Genomic DNA, 26,336 nt, shown 5'->3' with positions numbered 1-26,336 from the left:
CAATGAAGCGAATTCTTTGACGGTTTAACTTTAGGCATCAACCAACCAAGGATGTCTAAAATATGTTATGATAATTTTATTTGTAGGTACGTATCAATTCTAAAGCATCTTAATGTAATGCTAGTATGGGAACATCACTATCATAACCAATCTCTTTAATTAATGGTCTAGAGAAAACATTTCCAAAAAAGAAGTGTTTACGGTTTATGAAAGACACCATGTCGCTTTCTCTACTTTCAACAAAGCTCTGTATACCTTTACCTAGGTTTTTTTCGGTAAGTGTGTGAAATTGGTGTGCGGTATCACTTAATATTAATGATAACAATTGCTTGTTGCTCTGTTGAGTTTTAGTAAGTTCTTTATTCTTTTCTAGATGTAAAATGGTAATTTCAGCATGATGCATATTAGCCAATTCTATAAGGTATCTAAATTCTGATCTTTTGTATACATCTTTATAATCTGTAGGAAAAACAATTTCTTTAGGAGACATAAATGATACATGCTCAGGTATTGCAAGCACAGGGCATTCCCTAATTTTTTCCATTGCCATTACAGTATTACTACCAAATAACACACCTTTAGATCCGGTAGCCCCTTTTGTTCCCATAGCCACCAAATCAATATCTTTTTCGCTTATAATTTTCTTTATTGCTTCTGATAGAAAATTAGATGTAGATTCGGTATAATAATTATGCTTTAGGTTTTCTGGGTGTAAGGACAAGGTATCTAATAGCTTCACAAAGTTTTTTTCAGAATCCTCTTTTGCCTGCTCATATACGGCGCTCCCTTCTTCTGGTATATTTAAGCTATTGGTAGTGTACTTTTCAAAACTGAATACATTTAAAAAATAAAAGTCACAGTTTAATTTGGCGTACAAATCAACAGTATATCTAATTGCGTTTAAAGCATTTTTAGAAAAATCGGTAGGTATTAAAATACGCTTGTTCATTGTTAAATGATTTAGATTGTTCTATAAATATATTGTCCAGTTAACTCAATTACTATGATAAATATCAGTCTTGTACCGGTAGAATCAGAAACGGAATAGTGGCATAGATACTTAAATCCATAATTACGGGCTCATGTAAAAAACGTTCAAAGAATTTTCTTCTATGATACGCCATTGCCAACATATTGATCTCTCTTTCAGCTATGAAATCTTGAATAACATTTGCCTTATCGGCATAGTTCCAAATCTCATCATAGCTGTGCGGTGTATTTAATAAGCAGGTATCTAATAGTTTTTGATTGGATACTTGTTTAGAAGTCATTAATTCCTCTTCATTAATATGCAGAACTGCAACTGAAGCATCTGAAATTGACGCGATATCTAACAGCATAGAAATAGAATTTTTAGTACATCCTTTTTTATAATCGGTAACAAAAGCGATTTCTTCAATAGGTTTAAAGGCAATTTCTCTAGGTATGGCCAGAATGGGGCATGTAGTAATAGTATTGGCAATTTGAATGGTATTGCTGCCCATAAATAATTCTTTGGCGCCCGTTTTACCTTTGTTACCCATTACTACCAAATCAATATCATGAGTATCAATCGTTTTGGATATTACACTGTCAAGACTACCATTACTAGAAATGGTATTGAATTTGTGTATTTCATTACCCGTGTCAAGTACAATTTTATGTGCTGTTTTCGTCAAGTTTTCTTGAGATTGGTTTTGTAAATGCTCCATCTCTTTCTTACCTGTAAATAGTGCGTTTTTAGCACTCAAAATAATATCATCATAGGCATGAACTATATGAAATGTGCATGCTGTTGACGCAAAAATTTGGGTAGCATAAAAAAGCGCGTTATAGGCTTCATTAGAAAAATCTGTTGCTACAAGTATGTTTTTGGTTTTCATAGTTATTATTGTGGAATTACTAAAAATGGCACTGTTACATGAAAGCCTATTTTCTTGATTACAGGCTCAATAAACAAACGTTCTAAAAAGGTATGTTTGTTTTGTACCATGACTAATAAGTTTATTTTTTGCTTAATCTGAAATTCATTTATAGCCGCAATAATCTCATTACATTTAACTTCATGGAAAAATCCGCTTTCAGATAATACGTTACTCAATTGTTTTTTATTATTTTCCTGCGTAGGAGTAAGAACGTCGCCAGTATCTACATGCATTACATTTACCTGCGATACGTGAGAATTGGTGATCTTTAATAATTGTGCCAAACTTTTTTTATCTAATGACACTTCAAAATCATTTGGGAAAAGTATTTGCGTAGGTGCTTCGTATTCAAATTTTGAAGGAATGACCAGAACTGGACATTTAGAATTTTTGATAACGTGCACTGTATTGGTACCTAACAAAATTTCTTTGGCACCTGTAGCGCCTTGGGTTCCCATTACAACAATATCTATACCCTCGGCTTCCACCGTTCTGGTAACTTCACTAGAAAGCACGTTTAGCGCAGAATGAGTAATGAAAGTATGTAAAGGATTATTAAACTCTTTTTGCAAATTTGCTTTAAGATTTTCAAGGTTGTCTTGAGAATTTTGTTGAACGATATCTCCTAGACCTATTTGTGCCGGGCTCCCCATTAAATATTCAGTATGGTATACAGGCGGCATGTAACTATTTAAAAGATAAAAAGTACATTTTAAATCTTTATACAATTTCAGCGCATAATGTATTGCCGTTAAAGAATTTTTAGAGAAATCTGTGGGTAATAAAATACGTGTCATAGTACTATAATTTTGATATCTTAAAATTAATCAGAGTAGATTACAAATAGTATGATATTCGTCATCAGGGAAGATTTTATTAATAGCTATTATTAAATAGTAAACAACCTTGAAGTAAGCCCACGAGGTATGGAAAAGTAAAATGATTTAAAATAACAGGTGTACCCACTTTAATATTCTTTAGAAACGGTACACACCTTTGGCAACATACAAGCGTATTGCCAGTTGAAAATATAAGAATAGCCATAAAAGAACATTTATGATTCTTTTATTTTAGCTGTTGCATATTATTCGTGAATGACTAAAAATGGCACTTTGGTATGGTAGCTAATTTTTTCAACAGTAGGTCTAAATAGAATACGCTCTAAAAAATTAAGGTTTTTGGCGACCATTATCAACATATCTAGATTTCTACTTTCTGTAAAACATTGAACGGACTCATCTATATGCTTGCCGGTAACTTCATGAAAAGTACATTCCGTTTCTTTATAATAGTCAAGTAATAAGTTTTTAATTTTTATTTGATTGGCATTTAGTTCTTCTCCTTTGCTAGACACATATAACAATCTCAAAGCAGATTTTTTCAAGAGAATGATATCTTTAATGGTGTCTAGTATTTTTACATCATAAGCCAAATTTAAATCAGACGGAAAGCCAATTTCTTCAATTTTTTCATAGGTAGCATCTTCTGGTACGGCCATTAGAGTACAGGGCACTTTGGTTATAACATTACCGGTATTACTACCTATAGAAACAGATTTTAGACCAGAAGCCCCTTTTGTACCCATTATGATAAGGTCAATATTCTTTTTTTTGACCAAATCTTTAAGTTGATCCGTCAAAAAACCATAAATAGCTTTAAAATGAAATTCATGCTTAACATTTAGTGGTAACTGCTCTATTCTATGACTAAGGACCTTAAGCTGTTCTCTACTTTCCGCCAATATTGTGGATTCTAAAATTTCTGGAGATACGTACATAGCAGCTTCTCCACTAGCATTGGTATTTATAGCATTAACGTGAACAATATGAAACGTACAGTGTGTCTTTTTAAAAAAGGAAATTCCGTAAACCAATGCATTCCAGGCATTATCGGAGAAATCTGTAGGTATTAATATATTTTTCATTGTAATAGTTTAAATATTAGAAAAGCTGCGATACTATTGGGGAAGGAATAGGACAGGTATTTTTGAATGAAATGCTATCTTGTTTACAACAGCCTCACCAATAACTTTTTCCCAAAAAGTATGCTGATGGCGTAATATGGCCAAGATGCTATCATCTTTATTTTCGGTATACATGTCAATACTTTTAGAAGTATTGATTTCAAAAGGTATATTCTTAAATTTAATATCAAACCCAGCTAAACGTTCTTTTAAAACTTCTTTATGAGCTTCTTGGTTATCGTTTAAATCATATTCCATGGCTACGTGGACCACTTCAATATCTGCTTTCCATATTTTGGCAAATTCAATAATGGAGTCAAATAAATTTTTCTTGTATGGCGCACTAAAATCAGTTGCAAAAAACAAAGTCTTTAAACTTTGAAAGTTATAACCGTTGGGCACTGCAAGAATGGGTATACTTTTTATAAGATTTAAAACCTTAACAGTATTACTGCCTAAGAAAACTTCTTTGGCGCCTGTAGCACCTTGTGTACCCATAAATAATATGTCAATGTCATTCTCGTTTATAACGGTTTCTACGGAGTCTTCTAGATTTCCTGGTTTAGACAATGTTGTAAATTGATGCTTTGGGTTTTTATGGTTTTTTTCTAGATATGAGAGCACCTCTTGGAGTTCTTCTACAGAATATTTTGAAAGAGAATCATATATAACACCCATCCTTTGTTGGCTTTTGGAGCCCATTAAATTTAAAGGTGTTGGTTCATAAGCATGCAGTAAGTAAAAATGACAATCTACTTCTGTGTACACTTTTAATGCAGTAAAAATGGCATTCCATGCATTATCTGAGAAATCTGTTGTAATCAGTATCTTTTTCATAGTAGAATAACTTTAGTTAGCGGGGAAGATTTTGCATTACCATAAACGGAATAGTAGAGGAAAGGCCCATTTCATCAATAGTGGATTGGTATAGTAAATCTTCTAAAAAAGAATGTCTTGAGTTAACCATTACTAGTAAATCTATATCATGCTCCTTTATATATTTGGTAATCGCATTTGCCCTGTTCTTGACACCGGTTCTTGTAAATGATAATCTAGCATGGGGTAAAGATTCTTCTAAGAATTTTTTGTTATCTAGTTGTCTAAGACTTAAATCTTCAAAGTCAGAGATGTATAAACTAATAACCTCTGCCTTGAATTCTCCTGCCATAATATCCAGCAGTTTTAATTCTCTACGTTTATAAGGGAGCATATAGTTACTTGGAAATAGTATTTTCTTAGGTTGGTTATAACTATATTGATCGGGTACGGCCAAAACCGGACATTTCACATACTTAAATACTTGCACGGTGTTACTGCCAAAGGTGATTTTAGAACTAGCGGTTTTACCTTTGGTACCCATAATTATTAAGTCGATATTTTTTGAATCGGCAAAATCGTTAATGGCATCAACCAGAGATTCAAAAGATGAAATTGCCTCGTATTTATGAAGTGGGTTATGTGTTTCTGTTTGCGTATCCGCAACAAGCTTCTGTAATTTATTCTCAGATTCCTCAGCAATACTATTTTTTTGTTTGTCGAATGTATCCTTGTCTACATTATGATATGGTCCATATACTTCATCTGCATATGCATGTATAAAATAAAAATTGGTACGCTCACACTTAAAAATATTAAGGGCATATGCAATCGCGTGATCAGCATTGCTCGAGAAATCTGTAGGAATGAGAATATTTTTCATAGCTTTCTTTTATTGATACTTTAAAAGTATTGGAGGGTGTGAAAAAAACCTATGATAAATATCATGAGGAGTAAAAGCAAAACATAACTTTTATTTTTAAGACATTAATTTTCAATATTTTAATAAAAATGAAAGACAATCGTAAATCTAGATGAAGAGGGTATGGGGAATATATTGTCGTCTACTATTTCATTATATTTTTATAAAACTTGAGGTCGTTAATAGTCATATTCATAATGACAAGTTTTATTTTTGAAAGCAGTACCTTAGAATTAAAATATAGCATTCATGATCATTCATAATTTAGGCGACGAAAATTCAGTTCTCAATCAGTTTATTTCAGAAATACGAGACACACAAATACAAAAAGATGCAATGCGCTTTCGTAGAAATATTGAGCGTATAGGAGAAATTTTAGGTTATGAATTTAGTAAAGAGCTTGCTTATAATTTTAAAAATATAGAAACTCCACTTGGCACAAAATCTATGCATTTAAGCCAAGATCAAGTAGTTATATGTTCTATATTAAGGGCAGGTTTACCATTGCATCAGGGACTTTTAAATTATTTTGATACTGCAGAAAACGGATTCATATCCGCATTCAGAAAACACGAAGACAATGAAGATGATTTTGAAGTTGTAGTCGATTATTTTGCTGCGCCATCTTTAGAAGGTAAGGTTCTTGTACTTACAGATCCTATGTTAGCAACAGGCAGAACCTTAGAAAATGTATTGGAAGGTCTAAAAAAACATGGAACGCCCAAACAAATTCATATTGTCTCTGTTATAGGCTCTCAGCAAGGTATTGACTTTGTAAAAAGTGTTTTCCCAACTGATACTCATTTATGGATTGCCGCAGTAGATCCAGAACTGAATGCTCGCGGTTATATTATACCAGGTATAGGCGATGCTGGTGATTTAGCATATGGCGAAAAGCTATAGTTATATCTTTTTCTTAGTGCGTTTTGCTGCTTTTACAAATTCGTACCAAAGAACGGAGATGGCACCTATAAGAATAGTCAAACCTAACTGAGATAGCGTTAGACTTTCAAATTCAAAAAAGGCGGCTAATACAGGTATATAGATTATCGCTAAGGAAATAATAATCGTTAGGCCTATAATTAACGGAACCAAATTATTCTTGTATTTCAAGGTTGTAAATATGGAATAATAGAAAGAACGATTGACCAAAGTCAAAAAGATATTGGCGACTATTAACACCGTAAAAACCATAGTTCTAGTCGTATTCTCAGAGAACCCAACAGCCACTGTATATTGATAAATTACTAATGCACCTATAGTTATTGCTAAACCCTGTAAAACACTTGTAAATAGTTCTTTGTAGTTAAAAAAAGTAGTAGAAAAAGGTCTAGGTTTTTTGAACATAAGATTTTTCTCTAGAGGTTCATTTTCAAAGATGATAGAGCAGGTGGGTCCCATAATCAATTCTAAGATAATAACATGGGAGGGTGAGAATATATTTGGATAGATCCATCGTAACGCCAAGGGTATAAATACAGTAAGAATGATGGGTATGTGTATAGAAATGATATACTGAATTGCCTTTTTTAAGTTGGTGTATATTTTTCTACCCATAGCAACGGCATCTACCATTCTAGAAAGGTCATCATCAACCAAAATAAGGGATGCCGCTTGCTTGGCAATTTCAGTACCTTTTTTACCCATGGCGATACCAATATGTGAAGCCTTTAAAGCAGGGCCGTCATTTACACCGTCGCCAGTCATGGCAACAACTTCATTGTTTTTCTTTAATGCATTTACAATTCTCAGTTTCGCATCGGGAAACATTCTAGAGAATACGTTGATGTGCTTTACTTTTTCTTGTAATTCGGTATCTGTTAGTTGCATTAACTCATCGCCAGAAATACATTTTTCATATCCTTTAAAATTAATTTGTTTGGCGATTGCCATAGCGGTATTAGCATTATCACCTGTAACCAGTTTCACTTGTATGCCAGCACTATCAAAGTCCTTCAAAACTTGTGTAATATTCTCTTTTGGTGGATCGTAAAAAGCGATAATTCCATTAAAATCAAATGTAAAATCTTGTTGTTCTTTTGGGTAATTTTCTCCTTCAAATATTGCCATGCCCACGGCAAGCATTCTAAACCCATCCTTACCTAATTCGGTAAGTGTGTTTTGTATCATTTCAATTTCAGAAGTACTAAGATTGGCTACTGCTATAATAGCTTCAGGTGCACCTTTAGCGGCAATAATTTGGTTGCCCTCATCATCCTGAAAAACATGGGTCATCATTGGCGGTTTACCACCTAAGGGGTATTCATGAACCATTTTATAATTGGGGCGCTCATCGTTATCTGTTAAGGTACCATATGCATTATGTATGGCAATTTCCATAGGGTCAAATGGTATTGGTTCACTTGCCCACATAGAAGTAGTTATAAGCTCTTTTTCATTATCGCCTAAAATATCTTTAGTGTTTACTATGTTACCGGTCTTTAATATGAACAGTTTGGCTAAAGCCATTTTGTTTTGGGTAATAGTGCCGGTTTTATCAGTACAAATAACAGTTGCACTACCTAAGGTTTCAACGGTCTTCATCTGTTTTACGACGATTCCCATTTTCATTAATCGCCACGCACCTAATGCCATGAAAGTGGTAAATGCTACAGGAATTTCTTCAGGTAAAATACTCATGGCTAAGGTCAATGCCTTTAGTAAACTGTCTAGTACAATACCAGAACGCAGGTAATTTATTCCCCAAACGAGTAGAAATACGACGCCGCCCAAGATGGACATTAATTTTACGAAGTTGAAAATCTTCAGTTCCAAAGGTGTTTTTTCTTCGGTGATGTCTTCAAGGCTTTTGCCTATTTTTCCCAGTTTGGTTAAGTTGCCAATTGCTGTAATTTGGGCAATTGCCAATCCGCTAGCAACGGTACTTCCTGTAAAAATTAAATTATCTGTACTTGTGGCGTCCTTATATACAGAAAGTGATTCGCCGGTTAATATGGATTCATTTACAGAAAAATCATTTGAGTGAACTATAACACCATCCGCAGAAATGGTAGTACCTTCTTCAACCATAAGAAAATCACCAACAACAATATCTTGGCTATCAATTTCTACAACGGCACCATTACGTATGACCTTGCTTTTTGGGTGGGTAAGGTTTTCGAGATTTTCTAGAGCCTTTCTACTTCTAGAATCTTGATATAGCGATATGGAGCCAACAAGAACAATGGCAGAAGCCAAAAAAACGCCATCACCATAATTACCGGTTATAAAATATATAGATGAAGCTATGAGTAATAATATAACCATGGGCTCTTTAGCAATGCTTTTTAGGGCATTTAAAAAGCTATTTTCTTTCTTATAATTAAAAGAATTTACGCCGTGTTTTTTTTTAGAAGCATCAACCTGTTGGTCTGTGAGTCCGGTAATTCCAAAGTCGGTAGGGTTGATCATACTATTGTTTTTCGGTATTAATTTGTAAAAGGCATATCAAGTACTAAATTATCTGAAATCTTTAGGCAACTCACTGACATTTATCATATGATTTACGCCTATAAGTTTGCAATTTTATAATGTAATAATCTTAAAAGTAAACTATTATGGAAGCTACCATGAATGATATAAGAATAATAATGAAAGAAACGTATTCTAAACTGGTCTCTTATAAACGAAAAGAGAATAGAGAATCTTTCAATACAGAACTATTAAAGGTACTCCCTCAAATTTACAGATATGTGTCTAAAAGGTTGAATAGTGCCATAGCAAATGGAAAGTTAAATAAAGGTATGTTTAACCCGAGCGATTTTACAGATCAACTTTTTATAGAAGTGTATGATCATATCGATGATATAAAAAGTGAAAATGAATTGCATGTTTTTCTATTCAAAAAAGTAGATGAGTTATTAGAAGATAGTTTGGTAGAGGAGGAGTTTGACCATGTATTTTTTGATAATATAGATACTTATTCTAAACCAGAATGGGATGCTATGGAAGAGAACTATACACAAGACGCTGATGGTGATTTTTTACTTTTAGATGAGATGGATGATAAGTCTTTAGATAAAAGCAACTATTCTCTTAATCATGTATTTATAACCGAGGAAGAAAAGAAATTGGCGGATAAGCTAGATGCTACATTAGATAAAGAACGTATATATAACCATGTACAATTGATTTTAGATAAAATGAACCTGCCAATGAGAACGGTATTTGAACTTTTTACTAACGAGGGTTTAACTACCGAAGAAATAGCGGACATACGTAAAACAACACAAGAACAGGTAGAAGAGTTATTAGCGTCTGCAAGACAACTGCTTAAAAATAGTTTCGAGAAACGATTTCTTATAGATAGCAATTAAAAGTAAAAATGCTCTCAACTATTGTTGAAGAGCATTTTTTATTTTTTACTCGATAATTATGATTTGAATGCCTCGAGCAAATTACTATGAAGGTATTCTAGTCGGTACTCCTTAATTTCCCAGCTAATTCATTGATTTTTATACGAAAGACAATAGATGATTCTTCAGTATCTATTTTTGCAGAAAACTCACTTATACATTTAGGGTTTTTACCGTAATTCTCTGATATTACTTCTTTAACGCCCTCAGAGAATTCATGAAGCATATGCTTGGCGTCAATACGCGAAAGTTCTTCAAAAGTGCCTTGAACCAACACAGATTTCCAATTAGAAATAGAGGTAATATTATCTATAGATAAACACACAGATGGGTTTTTTCTCATTTCTTGAATCTTATGACCTTCAGAAGAATAGCTTGTTAGGGTGTTGGTATCTGCATCATAGAAATAGGTGATAGGTACAATATGTGGGCATCCACCAGAAATATAGGCTAGTCTACCAATGTAGTTTTGCTTTAGTAATGCTGCACATTCCTTTTCATCTAAATTTCTTCTCATGACCTTATTGTTGTTTGTTGATGCGATAAAAGTATAAATCATTGAATTAGTGGTACATGATATTCGTCAGTAGTTGAAAAGCTATAGTGAACTACGAATTCTAGTTCATACCCAACGAATACTAAAAGGCACCCATTTTACGAGTAGTACGCAGTTAGATTTGACTTCAAATAATAATAATAATAATCTAAAACTACGATCATGAAACTACTTTACACCTTTTTACTGTGTTGCACCATCTTCACAGGCTTTTCTCAAGATAATGACAGTCCGTATTTATTGGTATCTACAGAAGATGCGGTTATTCCTTTAAAATCTTCAAAAACAGAAGTTGAAATATCTGGTACTATTGCTCATGTTCGGGTAACGCAGGTATATCAAAATAAGGGAGCAGGGGCAGTAGAAGCAAAATATGTATTTCCGCTTTCTACACAGGCAGCGGTACATAAAATGCAGATGACTATTGGCAATAGAATTGTCAATGCCAAAATATTTGAAAAGCAAGAAGCCCAAAAAGTATATGAAACCGCTTTGAGCGAAGGCAAGCGAGCAGCGAAGTTAGACCAAGACAGACCCAACGTGTTTAAAATGAATGTGGGTAATATTATGCCTAGTGATGAAATTGCCATAGATATCTATTACACAGAAATATTGGTACCTGTAAATGGGGAATATCAATTTATAGCACCAGGTGTTGTTGGTCCTAGGTTTACGGGAGAAAGCTCTAAAAATGAAGAGAGTTTCAATATGGCATATACGGCAAAAGGAATAGCTGACAGTTTTGATTTTGATATGACAGTAACCCTAAATGCGGGTATGATCATTCAGAATATAAAAAGTACAAGTCATAAAGTAACTGTAAGGCATCCTGATGCAAAAACAGCTGAAGTTTTTTTATCCGAAGGGAATAAGAATCCGTCAAACAGAGATTTTATCTTGAATTATAACCTAAGAGGTAACCAGATACAAACGGGATTGTTGATGTATGAGGGGGAAGATGAGAACTTTTTTACGTATCAAATGGAGCCAAGTAAAAATGTGGAGTTAGAAGATATTCCGTCACGTGAGTACTTATTTATTGTAGACGTATCAGGTTCTATGAACGGATACCCTTTAGAAGTATCAAGACAATTAATGCGAAACCTACTTTGCAATTTACGAATGAGCGATACCTTCAATGTTCAGTTATTCGCTTCTAGTTCAACTGTTTTTAGCCCCACACCGGTAGAATCGACCGAGCAGAATATTGAAGCAGCCATTCGTTTTTTATCCGATGGTCAAGGCGGTGGTGGCACCCAATTATTAAGTGCATTACACGAGGCATATAAATTACCTAGAAAAGATATGGGTAGTGCCCGTTCTATGGTCATTATTACAGATGGCTACGTAAGTGTAGAAAAAGAAGCTTTTGAGCTGATAAGTTCAAATTTGGATAAAGCCAATGTATTCACATTCGGTATCGGCTCTAGCGTCAATAGGTATTTAATAGAAGGTATGGCAAAGGTTTCTAATAGTGAATCTTTTATCGCAACCACATCTGAAGAAGCGGCAGAAGTAGCCAAAGACTTTGCGAAATATATTGCTACACCATTATTGACGAGAGTAAAAGTAGAGGCAAAAGGCTTTGAAATGTATGACCTAGCCCAAAAGAGTATACCAGATGTTTTTGCGGCAAGACCAGTTGTTATCCATGGAAAATATAGGGGCAAGGCAGAAGGGAAAATTATAGTTACCGGTTACCAAGGCAAGAAGCGATTTAGAGAAGTATATAATGTATCTGACGGACAATTAAGTAAGCAAAACAAAGCATTACGTTATTTATGGGCAAGAAAGAAAATAGCGGAGTTAGATGATTACAGCAACTTATTTAATGAAGACGTAAAAGCAGAAGTAATTGAATTGGGATTGAAATACAACCTACTTACCAACTACACTTCTTTTGTAGCGGTAGATGAAGCCATTGTAAATGAGGACGGCTCATTGACCAAAGTGAAGCAACCGTTACCAATGCCTAACAATGTAAATAATTCAGCCGTTGGTGCAGAAGCAGAGGTAAAAGAAAGTAGCAAATTCAAACGCACCTTTACCATAGATTTTGAAAACGAAATAGAGAAGAATGTAAAAAGACAATTGACGATGGAGTTCAAAGTGATGTATACCAAACTAATAACCGAGTACTTAAAAAAGTATGAAAGCTTACGCATAAAATTCAATGCACAAGGCAAGGTGATACGTGTAGAGAAATTAGAAAATGGTAGCTGGACGATAGATGAAACTATGCAATTGGAATTGGAGAAAATCAGTTTACAATCCGTTAAAAAAGAAATTACATTAACATTGAAAAAATAGGTAGTTAGTTTTTGTTAATTGGTTCTCCTTATGGAGAAGAAAACCTGTAAGATGTGTAACATTTTGCAGGTTTTTCTTTTACTATAATTCCAAGTTAGAACAGATCGTATCTGAATAAATACGGGTATTTCAACGAATTCTAGATGAGGTGCTACGAATACTAGAACACCCTCATAAAAGCGCTGTCTCTGCTGTAATTTAGTAGTGTAGAAAGAAAACAACTAAAAATAACAGTATGAAAAATTTAATCCTATTCGCCTTTTTATTCAGCATTTGTATCACCAATGCACAGGAGTTTCAATTAACGGATACCTACGATATCACGAACCAAAGAAGTAGTGGTCAAGAAGAGGAAGACACCTGGTTGGTAGACGTAATCGAATCAAACAATCCAGAAAGTCATGTAGCAACATTGTCCATTACAGATTTCGGTTTATTAGATGAAATACGCATTTCGGTTTTAAGTAATCCGGATCTAGAAGATATCAATGAAATCTTAAAAGTAACCCTAGAATATAACGCTTGCTGTTCAAGCACAGAAGAATTCTATTATTTGGTAAGTAATGACAATGATTTTATCGCGTTGCCAAGTATAAAAAATGAGTATGCCTACGAACCTATTTTAGACATACACTACATTTTTCCTAACCAATTATTCGGTAAAGAAGGAACCATACTAAGAGCAGCATTAGAATACACAGAAACAGCTACTATTAAAGATATTAAAGTACTTAGAAGCATTGCCTGGAACGACGATGATTTTGATACTGAAGACGCTATAACAGCAATTAATTATTAATAACCCTTAAAATTTAGAATTATGAAAAATTTAAAGAAAAGTGCCTTATTCCTATGCTTATTTGCATTTGTAAACATGTTCGCCCAAAGTATAGAACAAGTAGAATTTGAAGTGATGGATAAAGATATTCCTGCAGAAGAACTGACTTATGAGTATTTATTGGCTCACAAAGTATTTCTTCGTGAAAAGCCATCTGTTAGAAGTAAAAAAGTAACACTTCTAGATATTGGAACTAAAATGGTACTGTGGGAAAAAAGCATGTACTCTAAAGAAATAGATGGCATCAATAGCCACTGGTACCGAGTAACTACAGGCAACGAAACCGGATGGGTTTGGGGAGGTATGATCGCTCAGAAATCCTTCGGGAGTATTGCAGACAACCAAGTGAAGTTTGTGTATGGTTATGAAAGTAGTGCCAAAAACGAATCAGGTATTACAGAAGTAAAATACCAATTACGTGCCTTTAAAAACGGACAACAATTAGACAAAATGGTGTTAGATAGTTTGGCTGCGATTCCGGTTCATATTGAAAACCATGGTAGTTTAGGTCTGTTCAATGTAGAAGATGTGATTACAGTAGATTTAGCTGATAAAGACACAGGTTACCAAGTAGGTAAGAGCTACCTGTTTTGGAATAATGGTAGATTCAAGAAAGTGGCAGATTTAATAGATTATGCAGACACCAATTACTTAAAGACCGAGTCTTTTGTTTTTCCGTCGGATATGCAAGGCGTTAAGAGTACTATTTTACTGAAAACGACCATTACCAAAAACATCAAAACACTTGATGATGCATTGGCTCAAAACAACGTAGAATTCATTACCACTTCTTATGTGTGGAACGGCTCTAAGTTGACAGAAAAAGAACAAGTTCGTGAGGTTAAGGAAGATGCTGTAGTTAGTATAGACTTTTAAAAAATAATTATGAATAAGTGTTTAATTATAGTATTGGTTAGTGTGCTAATGCTAGGTAGTAAGAAGCCGTTTTCGCAACAGTCGGAGGCGGCACTTGCTTCACCTACCAAAAAAGAAATGGTACAAGAAGCTATTGTTTTTATTGCTGGTTTTGATGAAGGTGATAACACCTATTATAGTAATGCCAAGCAGTATTTTGAAAAACAAGGAATGCCAATTGTAGATAGTTTGTATGCTATTGATGAGATTTTAAGTTATCTAAATAGTGCAGGAGAAAATCAAGTGCGTTTTAAAGAAATACACATTGTAAGCCATAGCAATGCATGGTTGGGCATGTCTTTAAAGACTACAAAAATAGGAGAGCGAATTACTGTTTCCACTTTACAAAATGCAATACAAGATTATAGTATAGAAACGATGTGTGAGAACATTGCTAGTAGTTCTAAAATCATATTTCATTCGTGCGGATTAGGGGAAAATCAAACCTTACTTCAAGAATTGAAAAATACGTTTAAAGCAGAGCAAGTAGTGGCGTCCTCATATTTTAATGTATTCGGTGGTAAATATGCAGATCACTATTTGGCAAAGCCCTACTACGGCTATTATCCAACAGCAGAATCTAAAGGACCTGCGCATCTTGCAAAGGAGTTTAAGCAAGCATACCCTGATGTAGCTATCGATTGGTTTACTGCGTCAAAGACAAGGCAAGAATCTTCGTTTGGTAAAGCCTATAGTTTCAAGTTTAATATTCCGATAGATTGGGAGTTTACTTTTGATGCTGTTACCGATATTCCTACTTTAGAAGACAAAGAAGCAATTATGGATTGGATTTCAGAATCTCCAGAAATGGCTGAGGTACTGTTTAAATTGAACATTCCGATAGAAAAATTCCGTTGGAGAAGTAGGGTACAAGGAAATAAATTAATAATAAAAGGAAAAACAACCGTACTCTGCGTATTGGCACCTATTTTGCAGCCTAATGATACCACTGAGTACCAAAACACAAACATACAAGACCCTTTATTATATCAAATATTATAGGCATAACAACGTTAGATAATTACTTAAAATAGAACACATATTTGAATCTGCTTAGAACATACGTCTTATCGGTATTTTGTTTTTTAGGAACAATGTATGTAGCTGCGCAAAATAGCCAGTTACGAGCATATACCATTGCAGATGGTTTACCACAGTCTCAAGTCTATGATATTGTACAAGATGAAATGGGTTATCTGTGGTTGGCAACCCAAGGTGGCGGATTGGCAAATTTTGATGGCGAAACCTTTGAAGTATGGAATGAAAGTGACGATTTACTCTCTAATTATATTGATGCCTTATATACCGTAAATGACTCTCTTTTTGTGGGGACCAGAAAAGGACTTTCTATAAAAGTAAAGAACAACTTCCTAAATTTTAATTCCCCACAAATACTTGAATTCTACACAACTGAAAATGTGCTGTATGTAGGTACTAAAAAGGGACTCTATAGCTATTCTAAAAATAAAGAATTAAGTAAGGTTACTATTAATCCTGAAATAGATTCTAGCGAAATTAATTCCATTCTTTTTGATGGAAATTACTATTGGTTAGCAACCAATAATGGCTTATGGAAACTTAATGAATTAAGCGATTCAGCAACAGAAAAAACAAAATTAGAAGTCAATAATTTTAAGTCCGTTATTGCACATCAAAACAAAATTCTTGCGGCTACTTTTGATGATGGTGTATTTATCATCAATCAAGATAATAACGATGACAGGTTTCTAATGCCAGAACCATCGCGTATAAACTCCATGTCAATTCAAAATACAGATGAGTTATGGGTAGCTACTGACAATGAGGGTATTGCTATTGTAGAAACGAACAAATTTGCAGAGGTAAAACAATTGAATACAGCTAGTGGTTTAGCAACTCCGCATATTAGAAAAGTAGTAAAAGATGACAATGGCAATTTATGGATTGCTACATCTGGTGGCGGATTTTACAAGTACTTTCAGAATAACTTTAAGCACTATAATCAAAGATCAGGTCTAAAGGGAAATCGGGTTTATGCGGTACATAATGCTGCAGACGGATTATGGTTTTCTACATCAGAAGCTGGTTTGGCAAAAATCGATTCCTCGGGTATTCACGCATTACCAAGTAAGGGTACATTTTTCGATGTTAAGATCAAGACAATCGATAGCGATTCAAAAGGCAATATTTGGGCAGGATCAGACAATAGAGGGCTGTTATTTCGAGAAACTAAAATGGTAGACAGTTTGGTGTTTTTTTCAAGCGAAACCTTTTTAATACAGATTGATACCGTTTCCGTTGAAAGAACTACTAATCATATCATTGATGAGAGTAAAGGCTTTCCTTCAGATTGGGTGCGTACCGTAATTGCAGATGATGATTATATCTGGGCAGCTACCTATGCCAATGGTATAGTGAAATTCAATTACTATTCAGATAATGACAGCCTTGTGGTTAGAAAAACCTTTTCTAAGCGCAATGGTATTACCGATATGCTGATAAAAGGCATGGTAAAAGCACCAGATGGTAAGCTGTGGTACTCCACGCAAAACGGTCATTTAGGCTATATAGAAAAAAATAAGGTGACCAGTATTGAAACTGGTTTAGAACAACAAACTGCAGTTAATACGATTTTGTTTCATGATGATACTATTTTCTTAGGTACATCAGGTAAGGGTATTTGGTATGCGAACAGCACTAATCCTGTAAATTTTCAGCAATTAAAAGGAAGCAAGAATTTATTTTCCAATAACATCTATCAGCTCATTTTCGATGACCAAGGGTACTTGTGGGCAGGCTCAGAAAGGGGAGTGGATAAAATAGAATTAAATCCTGATAACGAAATTGTAGACGTCTATCACTTTGGTAGAAATGACGGATTTCTAGGGATAGAAACCTGTTTAAATGCCGTAGATAAAGATGACTATGGAAATCTATGGTTTGGTGCCATTTACGGATTGACTAAACATGTGCCAAGTGAAAGCAAAAAGGCATCGTTACCACCAACAGTTTATTTTACTGGAGTAGAGGAGCGGTATAAGAATATTGATTCCTTAATTTTAAAAGACTGGACAAATAGTAACAAGGTACTACAACTAACACCAGAGCAGACACAATTAGGTTTTTCATTCAGAACGGTAGATGTGGATCACCCAAATGAAATTGAGTACAGAACACGATTAGATGAAACGGAGTGGAGTCCGTGGGTAAAAGAGAACAAGCAAAATTTTGCAGGTCTGGCTTATGGATCCCATACTTTTCAAGTGCAATCTAGAAATTACAGATGGCAAGAAAGTGAACCTATAGAATTCGGTTTTTTTATTGATAGTCCGCTGTATAAAAAAGACTGGTTTCAATGGTCGGTTTTAGCATTGGCAATTTTTGTATTGTTAGGTGTTGGGTGGTTTTACATTCGTAAGATAAAAGCAAAGAACAAAGCGGAGCAAGAACGATTGAAAACACAAAATTACTTGTTGACCTTAGAGCAGAAAGCATTGCAATTACAAATGAATCCACATTTTATATTCAATGTTTTAAATGGGATAAAAGCGATGGCAGGCAACAAGCCAGAAAAGATGGATACCACCATTAATAGCTTTGCCATATTATTGAGAGAAACACTTCAGAATTCAAGGAAAGAACATATTAGTTTAGATCAAGAAATAAAGGCATTACGACATTATGTTGAAGTAGAGCAGTTAATGGCACAGAAACCTTTTGAGTATACTATCAGGGTAGAAACTAACCCTGATGCCGAAGAGATATTGATTCCGCCAATGTTAATTCAGCCATTTGTGGAAAATGCCATTAGACATGGTATTTTAAAAGGCGATAAACCGGGCAAACTTAAGATAGGTTTTAGTACTAGCGAGACCCATTTGCAATGTAGTATTATTGATAACGGATTAGGTATTTTTAAGTCGAAAAACGAAAAGCCGAAGACCGACCATCAATCTATGGCATTGACCGTTACCAAAGAAAGATTGGAATCTATTGCCGGGAAGAATACCTTGCAGATCAGTGAAATCAAAAATGAAGATGGTAGTATTGAAGGTACCAAGATTACTTTTAAAATACCTTTACTAACAGATTATTAAACACCTATGCATACAGCGATAATAGTAGAAGATATGATTGACGCGTTAACCCTTTTAAAGAAGGATATTGAGACGCAACACCCAGAAATTGAAATTATCGCAACGGCACAGAGTGTAGTGGAAGCCGCCAAGGTACTGCGTAAGAATCAGCCAGATATTCTGTTTTTGGATATTATGTTGGGTGATGGTACGGGCTTTGATATTTTAGAGATTTTTCCGGAATTAAAATCCAAAATCATATTCGTAACTGCAAGTGATGAATTTGCAATTCGTGCTTTCAAGTTTGCCGCAATCGACTATGTATTAAAACCTTATTCAAATGCCGATTTAAGCCTAGCCATTTCACGAGCAAAAGAGCAGTTACAACCCAATAAAGAACGTTTACAGATTTTAAAGGAGACTATTGCAGCGCCAGAGAAAAAGCCGAACAAGATTTCGCTACATACGCTAGATCAAATTATCATTGTCAGTTTAGATGATATTATTAGGTGCGAATCTGATAGTAACAACACCATTTTCCACCTTCAAGATAAACGCAAAATTTTCGTAACAAAGACCTTAAAGTACTTTGCAGACCTTTTAAGCAGTCACGATTTTGTTCGTGTGCACCAAAGTCATCTGGTCAATCTACAATGTATTAGTGCCTATATAAAAACCGATGGCGGTTATTTAATGTTGAAAAACGGAGAAAATGTACCAGTATCTGTTAGAAAGAAAACCGAGATTATTGAGATTTTAGATAAGATGCATAGGTAGGGGGTAGGTTGAGGAGAAATGATATTATATTTTGATAAATGTTTTATATGGGATACAACTTGACAATTAACCGTCTTAATGGTAACAAAATTACAAAAACTGAGTGGATAGAATTGATTGAATCTGATGCAGAATTTAAGCTAATTCAGGAAATTTCTGGAGAAATGCCTAATGGTAATATTCTTAATGTACCAACGCCAGACGCTGGACTTTGGGAGTATCAAGATAGAGCTATACCTTTTACCTTCAATGAAAATTGGGGAATTTCTGTGAAAAATCCTGATTTACAAATAATAATAAAAATGATTTCCATTGCTGATAAGCTTAAAGCTCAAGTGCAGGGTGAGGAGGGTGAATTATATGATGAAAAATTTTTACAAGAACAAATAAAAGAAGGTTCCTTAAATGAAAAAAAATGGTGGCAGTTTTGGAAATAAAGACATTTGCTAACATAATTTATAAATGGAAATGGCTTCAAGCTTAACCTTAAGGTTTGAGTTTTATATAAAAACTTTAAATTTTTAGAATACCTACTTGACATAAAAAAGGAAAAATACTCTTTACAACACAGGCTACATCCAATAAGTGGTTACTTGCTAACTTGAAAAGTTAATTTTCAAAGAGGTCTGAAATATAAATTGCTAGATGAATGTATTTAGCTTTTAAAAAGGTGAAAATAAATTAAAGTTTTAACTGTGAACAAAAAGCTATTTTATTTCATTCCTCAACATAAGGCTTTGATAAGTTGATACCAATCATTTCAAGCAATATCAATAATCACTGAACGTTAATTAATTGTATTTATTGGTAATAAACTTCAAAAATGAAGACTTCATCCCAACTTATTTACTTTGGCTTATTTATAACACTTTTAGGTTTTGGAGATAATTCAAGCAAATTAATACCATCTTGGATAACATTTTTAATTGGTGGTTTAGCTTTATTTTATGGTATTTATTTACACAATAAAGCAGAGAACAAACTTTTCTCACTTAATAACGATTGGAAATTTGATTGGAGAGCATTATCATCTAAAGTATATATTGTTATTGGAATATTGATTTTAAGGATGAACAGATTTATAGATTCAATAAATGAAAATTTTATTTTAGATACACTTCGCTTATTGATAGGATTTGCATTAATGCTTTATGGTTTGAATCTATTTTTGAAAGAAAAGAGAGAAAAGAAGGGTAGTGGTAATATTGAATAATATTTTAAATCAGTTGCATCGCTAGGGAGAGATTGAAAATTATAGCTATCTCAAATCTTTATAGCATTTAAAATAATTTTTATAATTGGTAGAAACACTTCATTTTATTTCCGAAATACTAAGAGTTGATATAATCATTGCATTCGGATTCTATACGGTAGCATTCTTTTTGGTTCGATACTTTTCAAAGCATAAAGGATTATTAAATGGCTTTGATAGAACCGCAATTAAAGTGGTAATATTTTCAGGTATAGTTTTCGGGATATTATGGATTTTTAGACTTTTTATTTCTTACTTAGAAATAGAAAATGAGATGGACAAAATTGCTTTTACTCAAAGATTAACAGGGAAATACTCTTTTGGGATTTGGCTACAACCACTATTCTGGGTGTTTTTAAGTCAGTTGTTGTGGTATAAAAAAATAGCCAATAATTTAATTTATAGATTACTATTAAGCCTAATGTTTTTGGTTTCATTTGAAAGGATGGTTGTTATAGCAACTTCATTACATCGAGACTAATTACCTAGTAGTTGGAGTTTAGGAATGAATTTTGGACAAGTATTAGTTGGAATAACTGGTAAAGTGTTAGTCTTTATTTTGATTGTTGGTGTAGTACATCTGTTGCTTAGTTGGAAAAAAAACGAACTAAAAAAATGAGAGAAATAGATATACTCTTTGTGGATTGGGGTTTTTCAAAAAATGATATTTCCAAAATTATTTCTGAAACTATGAACCTACAAATATTTAATATTCAAAACATAATTAGAAAAGAGTCTCAGAGTAAAAGTGAAATAGGTGGTGAAGTAAAGAAAATTATAAATAATGAAGAACTTCTTGATGGTAAGCTTATCGAAAAATTAATCACCAAAAATCTAAGAGAATCTTCTGAAAATTTATTGTTTATATTTTATCCCAATGTCTTGGAGCAGTTTTATGAATTACAAAAAATTCTTGTTAATGAAAATATAGTCTTAAACAAGATTTGGTTTTTTAGGCATAAAGACTACTTGGAATTTATGAAATATCATTTCGAGTTTCCAATCAATAAAAAGTACCTAGATAAATTCGGTAATAAACTAGCGGACGAATGGATAAACATGTTTCAAAAAAGAAGAGAAAATATAAATATCATTAAAGGTGTTGCTACATCGGTGGAATGGAAAGAAATTGAATTGGATTATTTATCTCTTTTAAATTCTGAATATATAAACAAGCGAATAAAAGAATGTATTTAACATTTACTCATCTAGAATGTTATCCTTAATTATGAAAAAACAGTTTCTGTTTTCGATTTTTGTATTGATTTGTATGCAACTATTTGCACAAGATACTTTAGTTTTTAATCAGGTTAAATCAGAGTATAAAAAGGAGACAGGCAAATACTTTGTTCACAAGGACTGCAAAGACTTATCAAATAGTTGGGATAATAATTCATGTTCGAAGAAAAAAATTACGGACTATATTTTCAAATACTTTGATTGGGAAATAATAGAAAGTAAAGAGATAGAATATAAAATTTGGTTTAAATTTTACTTTAATGAGGAAGGATTAATTTCCGATTATGAAATTCAAACTGATGAAATAACAGTAAAATCTCAAATTGTACATCTATTGAATCCATTGTTACCAGATTTTTCATTGGTTGACAAAAATAATAAACCGATTGCGGGTCAGTACGGCTTTCCTTGTCGAATCAGTTTAGTTAAATAATTATCCTTACATCCAATTTTCAATTTCCTTTCCTACCCTTCCGAAGAACAAAAAATCAATGCCCCATTTTTATATTATTCTCAAAAGCGGTATTGAATGTTATAATTTATGTTAAGGTTAACATAATAGTTTCAAAAGCCTAACTATTTTTAGAGGGCACGAATTCAGTTACATATTTCAAACTAACCGTAAAAAGGGATATTCGCGAGTTGTCCTTATTACATATGGTAAGCTTAGAAATAGTTGTTTTCTTAAAGAACAACGCTAACAACATTGAAACACTATAAAACTAACACATGAAAAGAAGAGATTTTGTACAGTACGCCGGGTTGGGTGCCGGAGCACTAATGATGCCATCATTATTGCTAGGAAATGACATCCCCACGGAGGCTTTACTAGAACCTGGTATGGATACCTTGGTAAAAAAGAGAATGGCAGATGTGGCATTGAACACAGCCAAATCTTTAGGAGCAACATATGCAGATACCAGAATTGGTAGGTACCTGAACCAATATGTATTCACTAGGGAAGATAAAGTACAGAATGTTGTAAATACAGAATCTTTCGGTATCGGTATTCGTGTTATTGCTAATGGAACTTGGGGTTTTGCCTCAACCAATAGCGTTACCGAAGACGGTATTAAAAAAGCAACAGAACAAGCTGTTGCAATCGCCAAAGCAAATTCTAAAATTCAAAAAGAGCCGGTAAAACTGGCTCCCGTAAATGCTTACGGAGAAGTTTCTTGGAAAACACCGATCAAGAAAGATTTTAAAGAAGTTCCTGTTTCAGAAAAGGTAGACCTTTTATTAAGCGCAAATGCAGCCGCTTTGGATAACGGAGCAAACTTTGTGAACTCCGCTTTATTCATGGTAAATGAACAAAAATACTTTGCATCTACCGATGGTTCTTATATAGATCAAGATATACATCGTTTGTGGCCTACTTTGAGAGTTACTGCAGTTGATAAAGCTGCGGGTACTTTTAAGACTAGAGAGAATATGAGTGCACCCGTAGGTATGGGGTATGAGTATTTAGACGGATTAGAATCTGAAAAACTTGAAGGTCCTGCAGGGTTACGTTTATACAGAAATAGTTATGACATGGTAGAAGATGCTACTATGGCAGCGAAACAAGCTAAAGAAAAACTAACGGCAAAGTCCGTTGATGCCGGTAAATATGATTTGGTATTAGAGCCGAATCACCTTGGATTGACTATTCACGAATCTGTAGGTCACCCATTAGAATTAGATCGTGTATTAGGCTACGAAGCAAATTATGCCGGTACTAGTTTTGCCTCTTTAGATAAGTTGAAATCGGGCAATTTTAAATACGGTAGCGATATTGTAAACCTTGTTGCAGATAAAACGCAAGTTGGTTCTTTAGGAGCTGTTGGATATGATGATGAAGGAGTGAAAGCCAAGAAGTGGGATTTGGTACGTAACGGAGTATTGACGAATTTTCAAGCGATACGTGACCAAGCACATATGATTGGAGAAGAGGAATCTCACGGTTGTTGCTACGCACAAAGCTGGGACGATGTTCAGTTTCAACGTATGCCTAATGTTTCTTTAGAGCCGGGCAAAGAGAAATATTCTATTTCTGAAATGATCAAAGATGTAGAGAAAGGTATTTATATAGCGGGTCGTGGATCATATTCAATAGATCAGCAACGTTACAATTTCCAATTTGGTGGTACTGTTTTCTATGAAATTAAAAATGGTGAAATCGTGGGCATGTTAGAAGATGTAGCATACCAATCAAATACCCAAGAGTTTTGGAATTCATGTGTTAAGATTTGCGATAAAGATGATTACCGTTTGTTCGGTACATTCTTCGATGGTAAAGGGCAGCCTTCACAGGTGAGCGCAGTATCTCATGGTAGTTCTACTGCCAGGTTCAATGATGTAAACGTAATTAACACTGGTAGAAACATTTAATTGTTTCACCCAAAAAAGAACAACAATGGCAATTTATACAAAAGAAGAAGCAAGAAAAATATTGGAGAAAGCATTGAGCTTTTCCAAAGCCGATACCTGCGAGATAAATTTAAGCGGTTATAACAGCGGTAATATAAGATATGCACGAAATACGGTATCTACATCTGGGTACAGTTCTAATCAAAGTTTGGCGGTACAATCTAGTTTTGGTAAAAAATCAGGTACGGCAACTATAGATGAATTCGATGATGCATCATTGGAAAAGGTAGTAAGAAGAGCCGAGGAATTGGCGCAATTATCTCCTGAGAATCCTGAGTTTATGGAACCTTTAGGTCCGCAAATGTATGATGAAGCAATTACATATAGTGAATCAACTGCCAATGTAACTCCGGAATATAGAGCAGAAGTAGCGAGCAGCAGTATTGTTCCTGCAGATGCAAAAGATGTTACTGCAGCAGGTTTTTTAAATGATTCCGCTGGTTTTAATGCAATGATCAATTCTAAGGGATTGTTCGCTTACAACCAATCTACAGATGTCGATTTTACGGTAACCATGCGTACCAATGACGGTACCGGTTCTGGTTGGGTTAAAAGAGATTTTAACGATGTTGATAAGTTCGATGCTGATGAAGCTGCAAAAACCGCAATCGACAAGGCAGTATTATCTAGAGAAGCAAAAGCAATAGAGCCAGGTAAATATACAGTGATATTAGAACCGGCTGCCTCGGCAGATTTGTTGCGTAATATGTTTAGATCATTAAATGCACGTTCTGCAGATGAAGGTAGAAGCTTTATGTCTGCACCAGATGGTAAAAATAAAATTGGCGAGAAAATAGTTGACGAACGCGTTAATATTTATTCAGATCCATTGAATCCGGAAGTGCCTACAGCAACTTGGAACGGCGAAGGGCAACCAATTAAAAAGACAAGCTGGATTGAAAACGGAGTCGTTAAAAACTTGGCTTATGATCGTTTTTGGGCAAAGGAGAAAGGTGTAGAGCCAGTTCCTTTTCCGTCTAACGCAATTATGACCGGTGGCGATGCAAGTTTAGAAGAATTGATCAAAAGTACCAAAAAGGGAATTCTGGTAACACGTTTATGGTACATACGTAGCGTTGACCCACAAACCTTATTATATACGGGACTAACAAGGGATGGAACGTTTTACATAGAGAACGGAGAAATTAAATATCCTGTAAAAAACTTCAGGTTTAATGAGAGTCCGATCATCATGTTAAACAATTTGGAAACCCTTGGGCAGCAAGTACGTATCAATGGTAATCTAATACCATATATGAAGGTTCGTGACTTTACGTTCACCAGTCTTTCAGATGCCGTATAAATGACATTATGAATATCTAAACTGGTTGTTTGTGACACGTCACGACAACCAGTTTTTTCTTTTTTCTATCGGAATAAAAACACAAATCAATTGCCCTTGAGCAACGAATTTTTCTTCACGAGATTACAGTATGAGTCCGGCGATTGGGATGTGGATCAACGTATGCCTTCTAATTTGTTGAATTCATTGGTAGAGTACACCACCTTGAAAGTAGACACCCAAGAAAAGATAATCACACTAGCGAGCGATGATATTTTTAAGAGTCCGTTTTGCTATATCTCAGGACATAAATTGGTGGAGTTCACTAAAAAGGAACAAGAGAATTTTGAGAAATATGTGCGTAACGGAGGTTTCGTTTTTGCAGATGATTGCAATCATGATATAGACGGATTGTTCGCTAAATCTTTTGAAAGGCAGATGGAAGAAATATTTGGTCCGTCCGCATTAAAAAAAATACCCAACGACCACGAAATCTATACCATATTCTTTGACTTTGAAGATGGACCACCAACCACATCACAAGAGCTGAACGGTTGGGGAGATGATTTAGTGCATGATTATTTAAAGGCAATTGTCATCAATGGAAGAATAGGGGTGTTGTACAGTAATAAAGATTACGGCTGCGAATGGGATTATGATTTTAGAAATAAACGTTGGTATAAAATAGACAATACACGGTTTGGGGTAAACATCGTCATGTACGCCCTAACCTCATAAACACA

24 protein-coding genes are annotated in these 26,336 nt (G+C 34.3%); 16 read left to right on the top strand and 8 right to left on the bottom strand.

Annotated elements, in window-relative coordinates; all coding sequences use genetic code 11:
- Positions 1-109 precede the first annotated feature (109 nt).
- From UH1x_RS01565 to UH1x_RS01540, 6 genes are all read right to left on the bottom strand, one after another.
- Complete coding sequence (locus UH1x_RS01565; protein ID WP_482624583.1) at positions 110-949, bottom strand: universal stress protein; 840 nt, start codon at positions 947-949, stop codon at positions 110-112.
- A gap of 64 nt (positions 950-1,013) precedes the next feature.
- Positions 1,014-1,862 carry a universal stress protein gene (locus tag UH1x_RS01560; protein ID WP_482624582.1) on the bottom strand — a complete coding sequence of 283 codons (849 nt, stop codon included), beginning with the start codon at positions 1,860-1,862 and terminating at the stop codon, positions 1,014-1,016.
- 5 nt (positions 1,863-1,867) lie between these two features.
- Entirely contained in the window at positions 1,868-2,701 is an 834-nt protein-coding gene (locus UH1x_RS01555; RefSeq protein ID WP_482624581.1) for a universal stress protein, read from the bottom strand.
- Between the two features lie 287 nt (positions 2,702-2,988).
- Complete coding sequence (locus tag UH1x_RS01550; RefSeq protein WP_482624580.1) at positions 2,989-3,828, bottom strand: universal stress protein; 840 nt, start codon at positions 3,826-3,828, stop codon at positions 2,989-2,991.
- Positions 3,829-3,861: 33 nt separating this feature from the next.
- The gene (locus tag UH1x_RS01545) at positions 3,862-4,704 is read right to left on the bottom strand and encodes a universal stress protein (RefSeq protein ID WP_482624578.1); all 843 of its coding nucleotides are present in this window, start codon (positions 4,702-4,704) and stop codon (positions 3,862-3,864) included.
- Between the two features lie 16 nt (positions 4,705-4,720).
- Positions 4,721-5,566: a universal stress protein gene (locus UH1x_RS01540; protein WP_482624576.1), complete on the bottom strand. Its 846-nt coding sequence runs from the start codon at positions 5,564-5,566 to the stop codon at positions 4,721-4,723.
- 288 nt (positions 5,567-5,854) lie between these two features.
- Between UH1x_RS01540 and upp the strand changes: the two genes are divergently transcribed.
- Entirely contained in the window at positions 5,855-6,508 is a 654-nt protein-coding gene (upp, locus tag UH1x_RS01535) for a uracil phosphoribosyltransferase (RefSeq protein ID WP_482624574.1), read from the top strand.
- Here the strand turns inward: upp and UH1x_RS01530 are convergent, their stop codons facing one another.
- On the bottom strand, positions 6,509-9,016 hold the full coding sequence (locus UH1x_RS01530) for a cation-translocating P-type ATPase (protein ID WP_482624572.1): 2,508 nt from the start codon (positions 9,014-9,016) through the stop codon (positions 6,509-6,511).
- A 146-nt stretch (positions 9,017-9,162) separates the two neighbouring features.
- Between UH1x_RS01530 and UH1x_RS01525 the strand changes: the two genes are divergently transcribed.
- Positions 9,163-9,921: a sigma-70 RNA polymerase sigma factor region 4 domain-containing protein gene (locus tag UH1x_RS01525; protein ID WP_482624570.1), complete on the top strand. Its 759-nt coding sequence runs from the start codon at positions 9,163-9,165 to the stop codon at positions 9,919-9,921.
- 97 nt (positions 9,922-10,018) lie between these two features.
- On the opposite strand, the gene UH1x_RS01520 is transcribed toward UH1x_RS01525, so the two are convergent.
- A complete protein-coding gene (locus UH1x_RS01520) occupies positions 10,019-10,477 on the bottom strand; it encodes a pyridoxamine 5'-phosphate oxidase family protein (protein ID WP_482624569.1) in 459 nt (152 codons plus the stop codon).
- Positions 10,478-10,678: 201 nt separating this feature from the next.
- On the opposite strand from UH1x_RS01520, the gene UH1x_RS01515 reads away from it, so the two are divergent.
- From UH1x_RS01515 to UH1x_RS01450, 14 genes are all read left to right on the top strand, one after another.
- The gene (locus UH1x_RS01515) at positions 10,679-12,826 is read left to right on the top strand and encodes a VIT and vWA domain-containing protein (RefSeq protein ID WP_482624567.1); all 2,148 of its coding nucleotides are present in this window, start codon (positions 10,679-10,681) and stop codon (positions 12,824-12,826) included.
- 235 nt (positions 12,827-13,061) lie between these two features.
- A complete protein-coding gene (locus UH1x_RS01510) occupies positions 13,062-13,625 on the top strand; it encodes a hypothetical protein (RefSeq protein ID WP_482624566.1) in 564 nt (187 codons plus the stop codon).
- A 21-nt stretch (positions 13,626-13,646) separates the two neighbouring features.
- Positions 13,647-14,540 carry an SH3 domain-containing protein gene (locus UH1x_RS01505; RefSeq protein WP_482624564.1) on the top strand — a complete coding sequence of 298 codons (894 nt, stop codon included), beginning with the start codon at positions 13,647-13,649 and terminating at the stop codon, positions 14,538-14,540.
- Positions 14,541-14,549: 9 nt separating this feature from the next.
- A complete protein-coding gene (locus UH1x_RS01500; protein ID WP_482624562.1) occupies positions 14,550-15,581 on the top strand; it encodes a hypothetical protein in 1,032 nt (343 codons plus the stop codon).
- Between the two features lie 41 nt (positions 15,582-15,622).
- Positions 15,623-18,655 carry a ligand-binding sensor domain-containing protein gene (locus UH1x_RS01495; protein ID WP_482624560.1) on the top strand — a complete coding sequence of 1,011 codons (3,033 nt, stop codon included), beginning with the start codon at positions 15,623-15,625 and terminating at the stop codon, positions 18,653-18,655.
- Positions 18,656-18,661: 6 nt separating this feature from the next.
- Positions 18,662-19,411 carry a LytR/AlgR family response regulator transcription factor gene (locus UH1x_RS01490; protein ID WP_482624558.1) on the top strand — a complete coding sequence of 250 codons (750 nt, stop codon included), beginning with the start codon at positions 18,662-18,664 and terminating at the stop codon, positions 19,409-19,411.
- Positions 19,412-19,458: 47 nt separating this feature from the next.
- Positions 19,459-19,848, top strand: a complete 390-nt coding sequence (locus tag UH1x_RS01485; RefSeq protein ID WP_482624556.1) for a hypothetical protein — start codon at positions 19,459-19,461, stop codon at positions 19,846-19,848.
- A gap of 386 nt (positions 19,849-20,234) precedes the next feature.
- Complete coding sequence (locus UH1x_RS01480) at positions 20,235-20,624, top strand: hypothetical protein (protein WP_482624554.1); 390 nt, start codon at positions 20,235-20,237, stop codon at positions 20,622-20,624.
- Between the two features lie 85 nt (positions 20,625-20,709).
- Positions 20,710-21,144, top strand: a complete 435-nt coding sequence (locus UH1x_RS01475; protein WP_482624552.1) for a hypothetical protein — start codon at positions 20,710-20,712, stop codon at positions 21,142-21,144.
- Between the two features lie 134 nt (positions 21,145-21,278).
- Positions 21,279-21,860, top strand: a complete 582-nt coding sequence (locus UH1x_RS01470; RefSeq protein WP_482624551.1) for a nucleoside monophosphate kinase — start codon at positions 21,279-21,281, stop codon at positions 21,858-21,860.
- Between the two features lie 31 nt (positions 21,861-21,891).
- Positions 21,892-22,335, top strand: a complete 444-nt coding sequence (locus UH1x_RS01465; protein ID WP_482624549.1) for a hypothetical protein — start codon at positions 21,892-21,894, stop codon at positions 22,333-22,335.
- A gap of 296 nt (positions 22,336-22,631) precedes the next feature.
- A complete protein-coding gene (locus UH1x_RS01460; RefSeq protein ID WP_036155444.1) occupies positions 22,632-24,272 on the top strand; it encodes a TldD/PmbA family protein in 1,641 nt (546 codons plus the stop codon).
- A 25-nt stretch (positions 24,273-24,297) separates the two neighbouring features.
- Entirely contained in the window at positions 24,298-25,614 is a 1,317-nt protein-coding gene (locus UH1x_RS01455; RefSeq protein ID WP_405413975.1) for a TldD/PmbA family protein, read from the top strand.
- A 96-nt stretch (positions 25,615-25,710) separates the two neighbouring features.
- On the top strand, positions 25,711-26,331 hold the full coding sequence (locus UH1x_RS01450; protein ID WP_159301521.1) for a DUF4159 domain-containing protein: 621 nt from the start codon (positions 25,711-25,713) through the stop codon (positions 26,329-26,331).
- Positions 26,332-26,336 lie beyond the last annotated feature (5 nt).

This window comes from Maribacter sp. UH1 (assembly GCF_056839145.1).
Note: the sequence above shows the minus strand (reverse complement) of the source record. Positions and strands in the feature narration are given on the sequence as shown.

What these genes read in the sequence shown, in the direction of transcription:
- UH1x_RS01560 (WP_482624582.1), bottom strand. Translation starts at nt 1,862, where the DNA reads ATGAAAACCAAAAACATACTTGTAGCAACAGATTTTTCTAATGAAGCC.
- UH1x_RS01500 (WP_482624562.1), top strand. Translation starts at nt 14,550, where the DNA reads ATGAATAAGTGTTTAATTATAGTATTGGTTAGTGTGCTAATGCTAGGT.
- UH1x_RS01525 (WP_482624570.1), top strand. Translation starts at nt 9,163, where the DNA reads ATGGAAGCTACCATGAATGATATAAGAATAATAATGAAAGAAACGTAT.
- UH1x_RS01480 (WP_482624554.1), top strand. Translation starts at nt 20,235, where the DNA reads ATGAAGACTTCATCCCAACTTATTTACTTTGGCTTATTTATAACACTT.
- UH1x_RS01460 (WP_036155444.1), top strand. Translation starts at nt 22,632, where the DNA reads ATGAAAAGAAGAGATTTTGTACAGTACGCCGGGTTGGGTGCCGGAGCA.
- UH1x_RS01515 (WP_482624567.1), top strand. Translation starts at nt 10,679, where the DNA reads ATGAAACTACTTTACACCTTTTTACTGTGTTGCACCATCTTCACAGGC.
- UH1x_RS01490 (WP_482624558.1), top strand. Translation starts at nt 18,662, where the DNA reads ATGCATACAGCGATAATAGTAGAAGATATGATTGACGCGTTAACCCTT.
- UH1x_RS01540 (WP_482624576.1), bottom strand. Translation starts at nt 5,566, where the DNA reads ATGAAAAATATTCTCATTCCTACAGATTTCTCGAGCAATGCTGATCAC.
- upp (WP_482624574.1), top strand. Translation starts at nt 5,855, where the DNA reads ATGATCATTCATAATTTAGGCGACGAAAATTCAGTTCTCAATCAGTTT.
- UH1x_RS01545 (WP_482624578.1), bottom strand. Translation starts at nt 4,704, where the DNA reads ATGAAAAAGATACTGATTACAACAGATTTCTCAGATAATGCATGGAAT.
- UH1x_RS01550 (WP_482624580.1), bottom strand. Translation starts at nt 3,828, where the DNA reads ATGAAAAATATATTAATACCTACAGATTTCTCCGATAATGCCTGGAAT.
- UH1x_RS01470 (WP_482624551.1), top strand. Translation starts at nt 21,279, where the DNA reads ATGAGAGAAATAGATATACTCTTTGTGGATTGGGGTTTTTCAAAAAAT.
- UH1x_RS01565 (WP_482624583.1), bottom strand. Translation starts at nt 949, where the DNA reads ATGAACAAGCGTATTTTAATACCTACCGATTTTTCTAAAAATGCTTTA.
- UH1x_RS01530 (WP_482624572.1), bottom strand. Translation starts at nt 9,016, where the DNA reads ATGATCAACCCTACCGACTTTGGAATTACCGGACTCACAGACCAACAG.
- UH1x_RS01520 (WP_482624569.1), bottom strand. Translation starts at nt 10,477, where the DNA reads ATGAGAAGAAATTTAGATGAAAAGGAATGTGCAGCATTACTAAAGCAA.
- UH1x_RS01505 (WP_482624564.1), top strand. Translation starts at nt 13,647, where the DNA reads ATGAAAAATTTAAAGAAAAGTGCCTTATTCCTATGCTTATTTGCATTT.
- UH1x_RS01485 (WP_482624556.1), top strand. Translation starts at nt 19,459, where the DNA reads ATGGGATACAACTTGACAATTAACCGTCTTAATGGTAACAAAATTACA.
- UH1x_RS01510 (WP_482624566.1), top strand. Translation starts at nt 13,062, where the DNA reads ATGAAAAATTTAATCCTATTCGCCTTTTTATTCAGCATTTGTATCACC.
- UH1x_RS01465 (WP_482624549.1), top strand. Translation starts at nt 21,892, where the DNA reads ATGAAAAAACAGTTTCTGTTTTCGATTTTTGTATTGATTTGTATGCAA.
- UH1x_RS01455 (WP_405413975.1), top strand. Translation starts at nt 24,298, where the DNA reads ATGGCAATTTATACAAAAGAAGAAGCAAGAAAAATATTGGAGAAAGCA.
- UH1x_RS01555 (WP_482624581.1), bottom strand. Translation starts at nt 2,701, where the DNA reads ATGACACGTATTTTATTACCCACAGATTTCTCTAAAAATTCTTTAACG.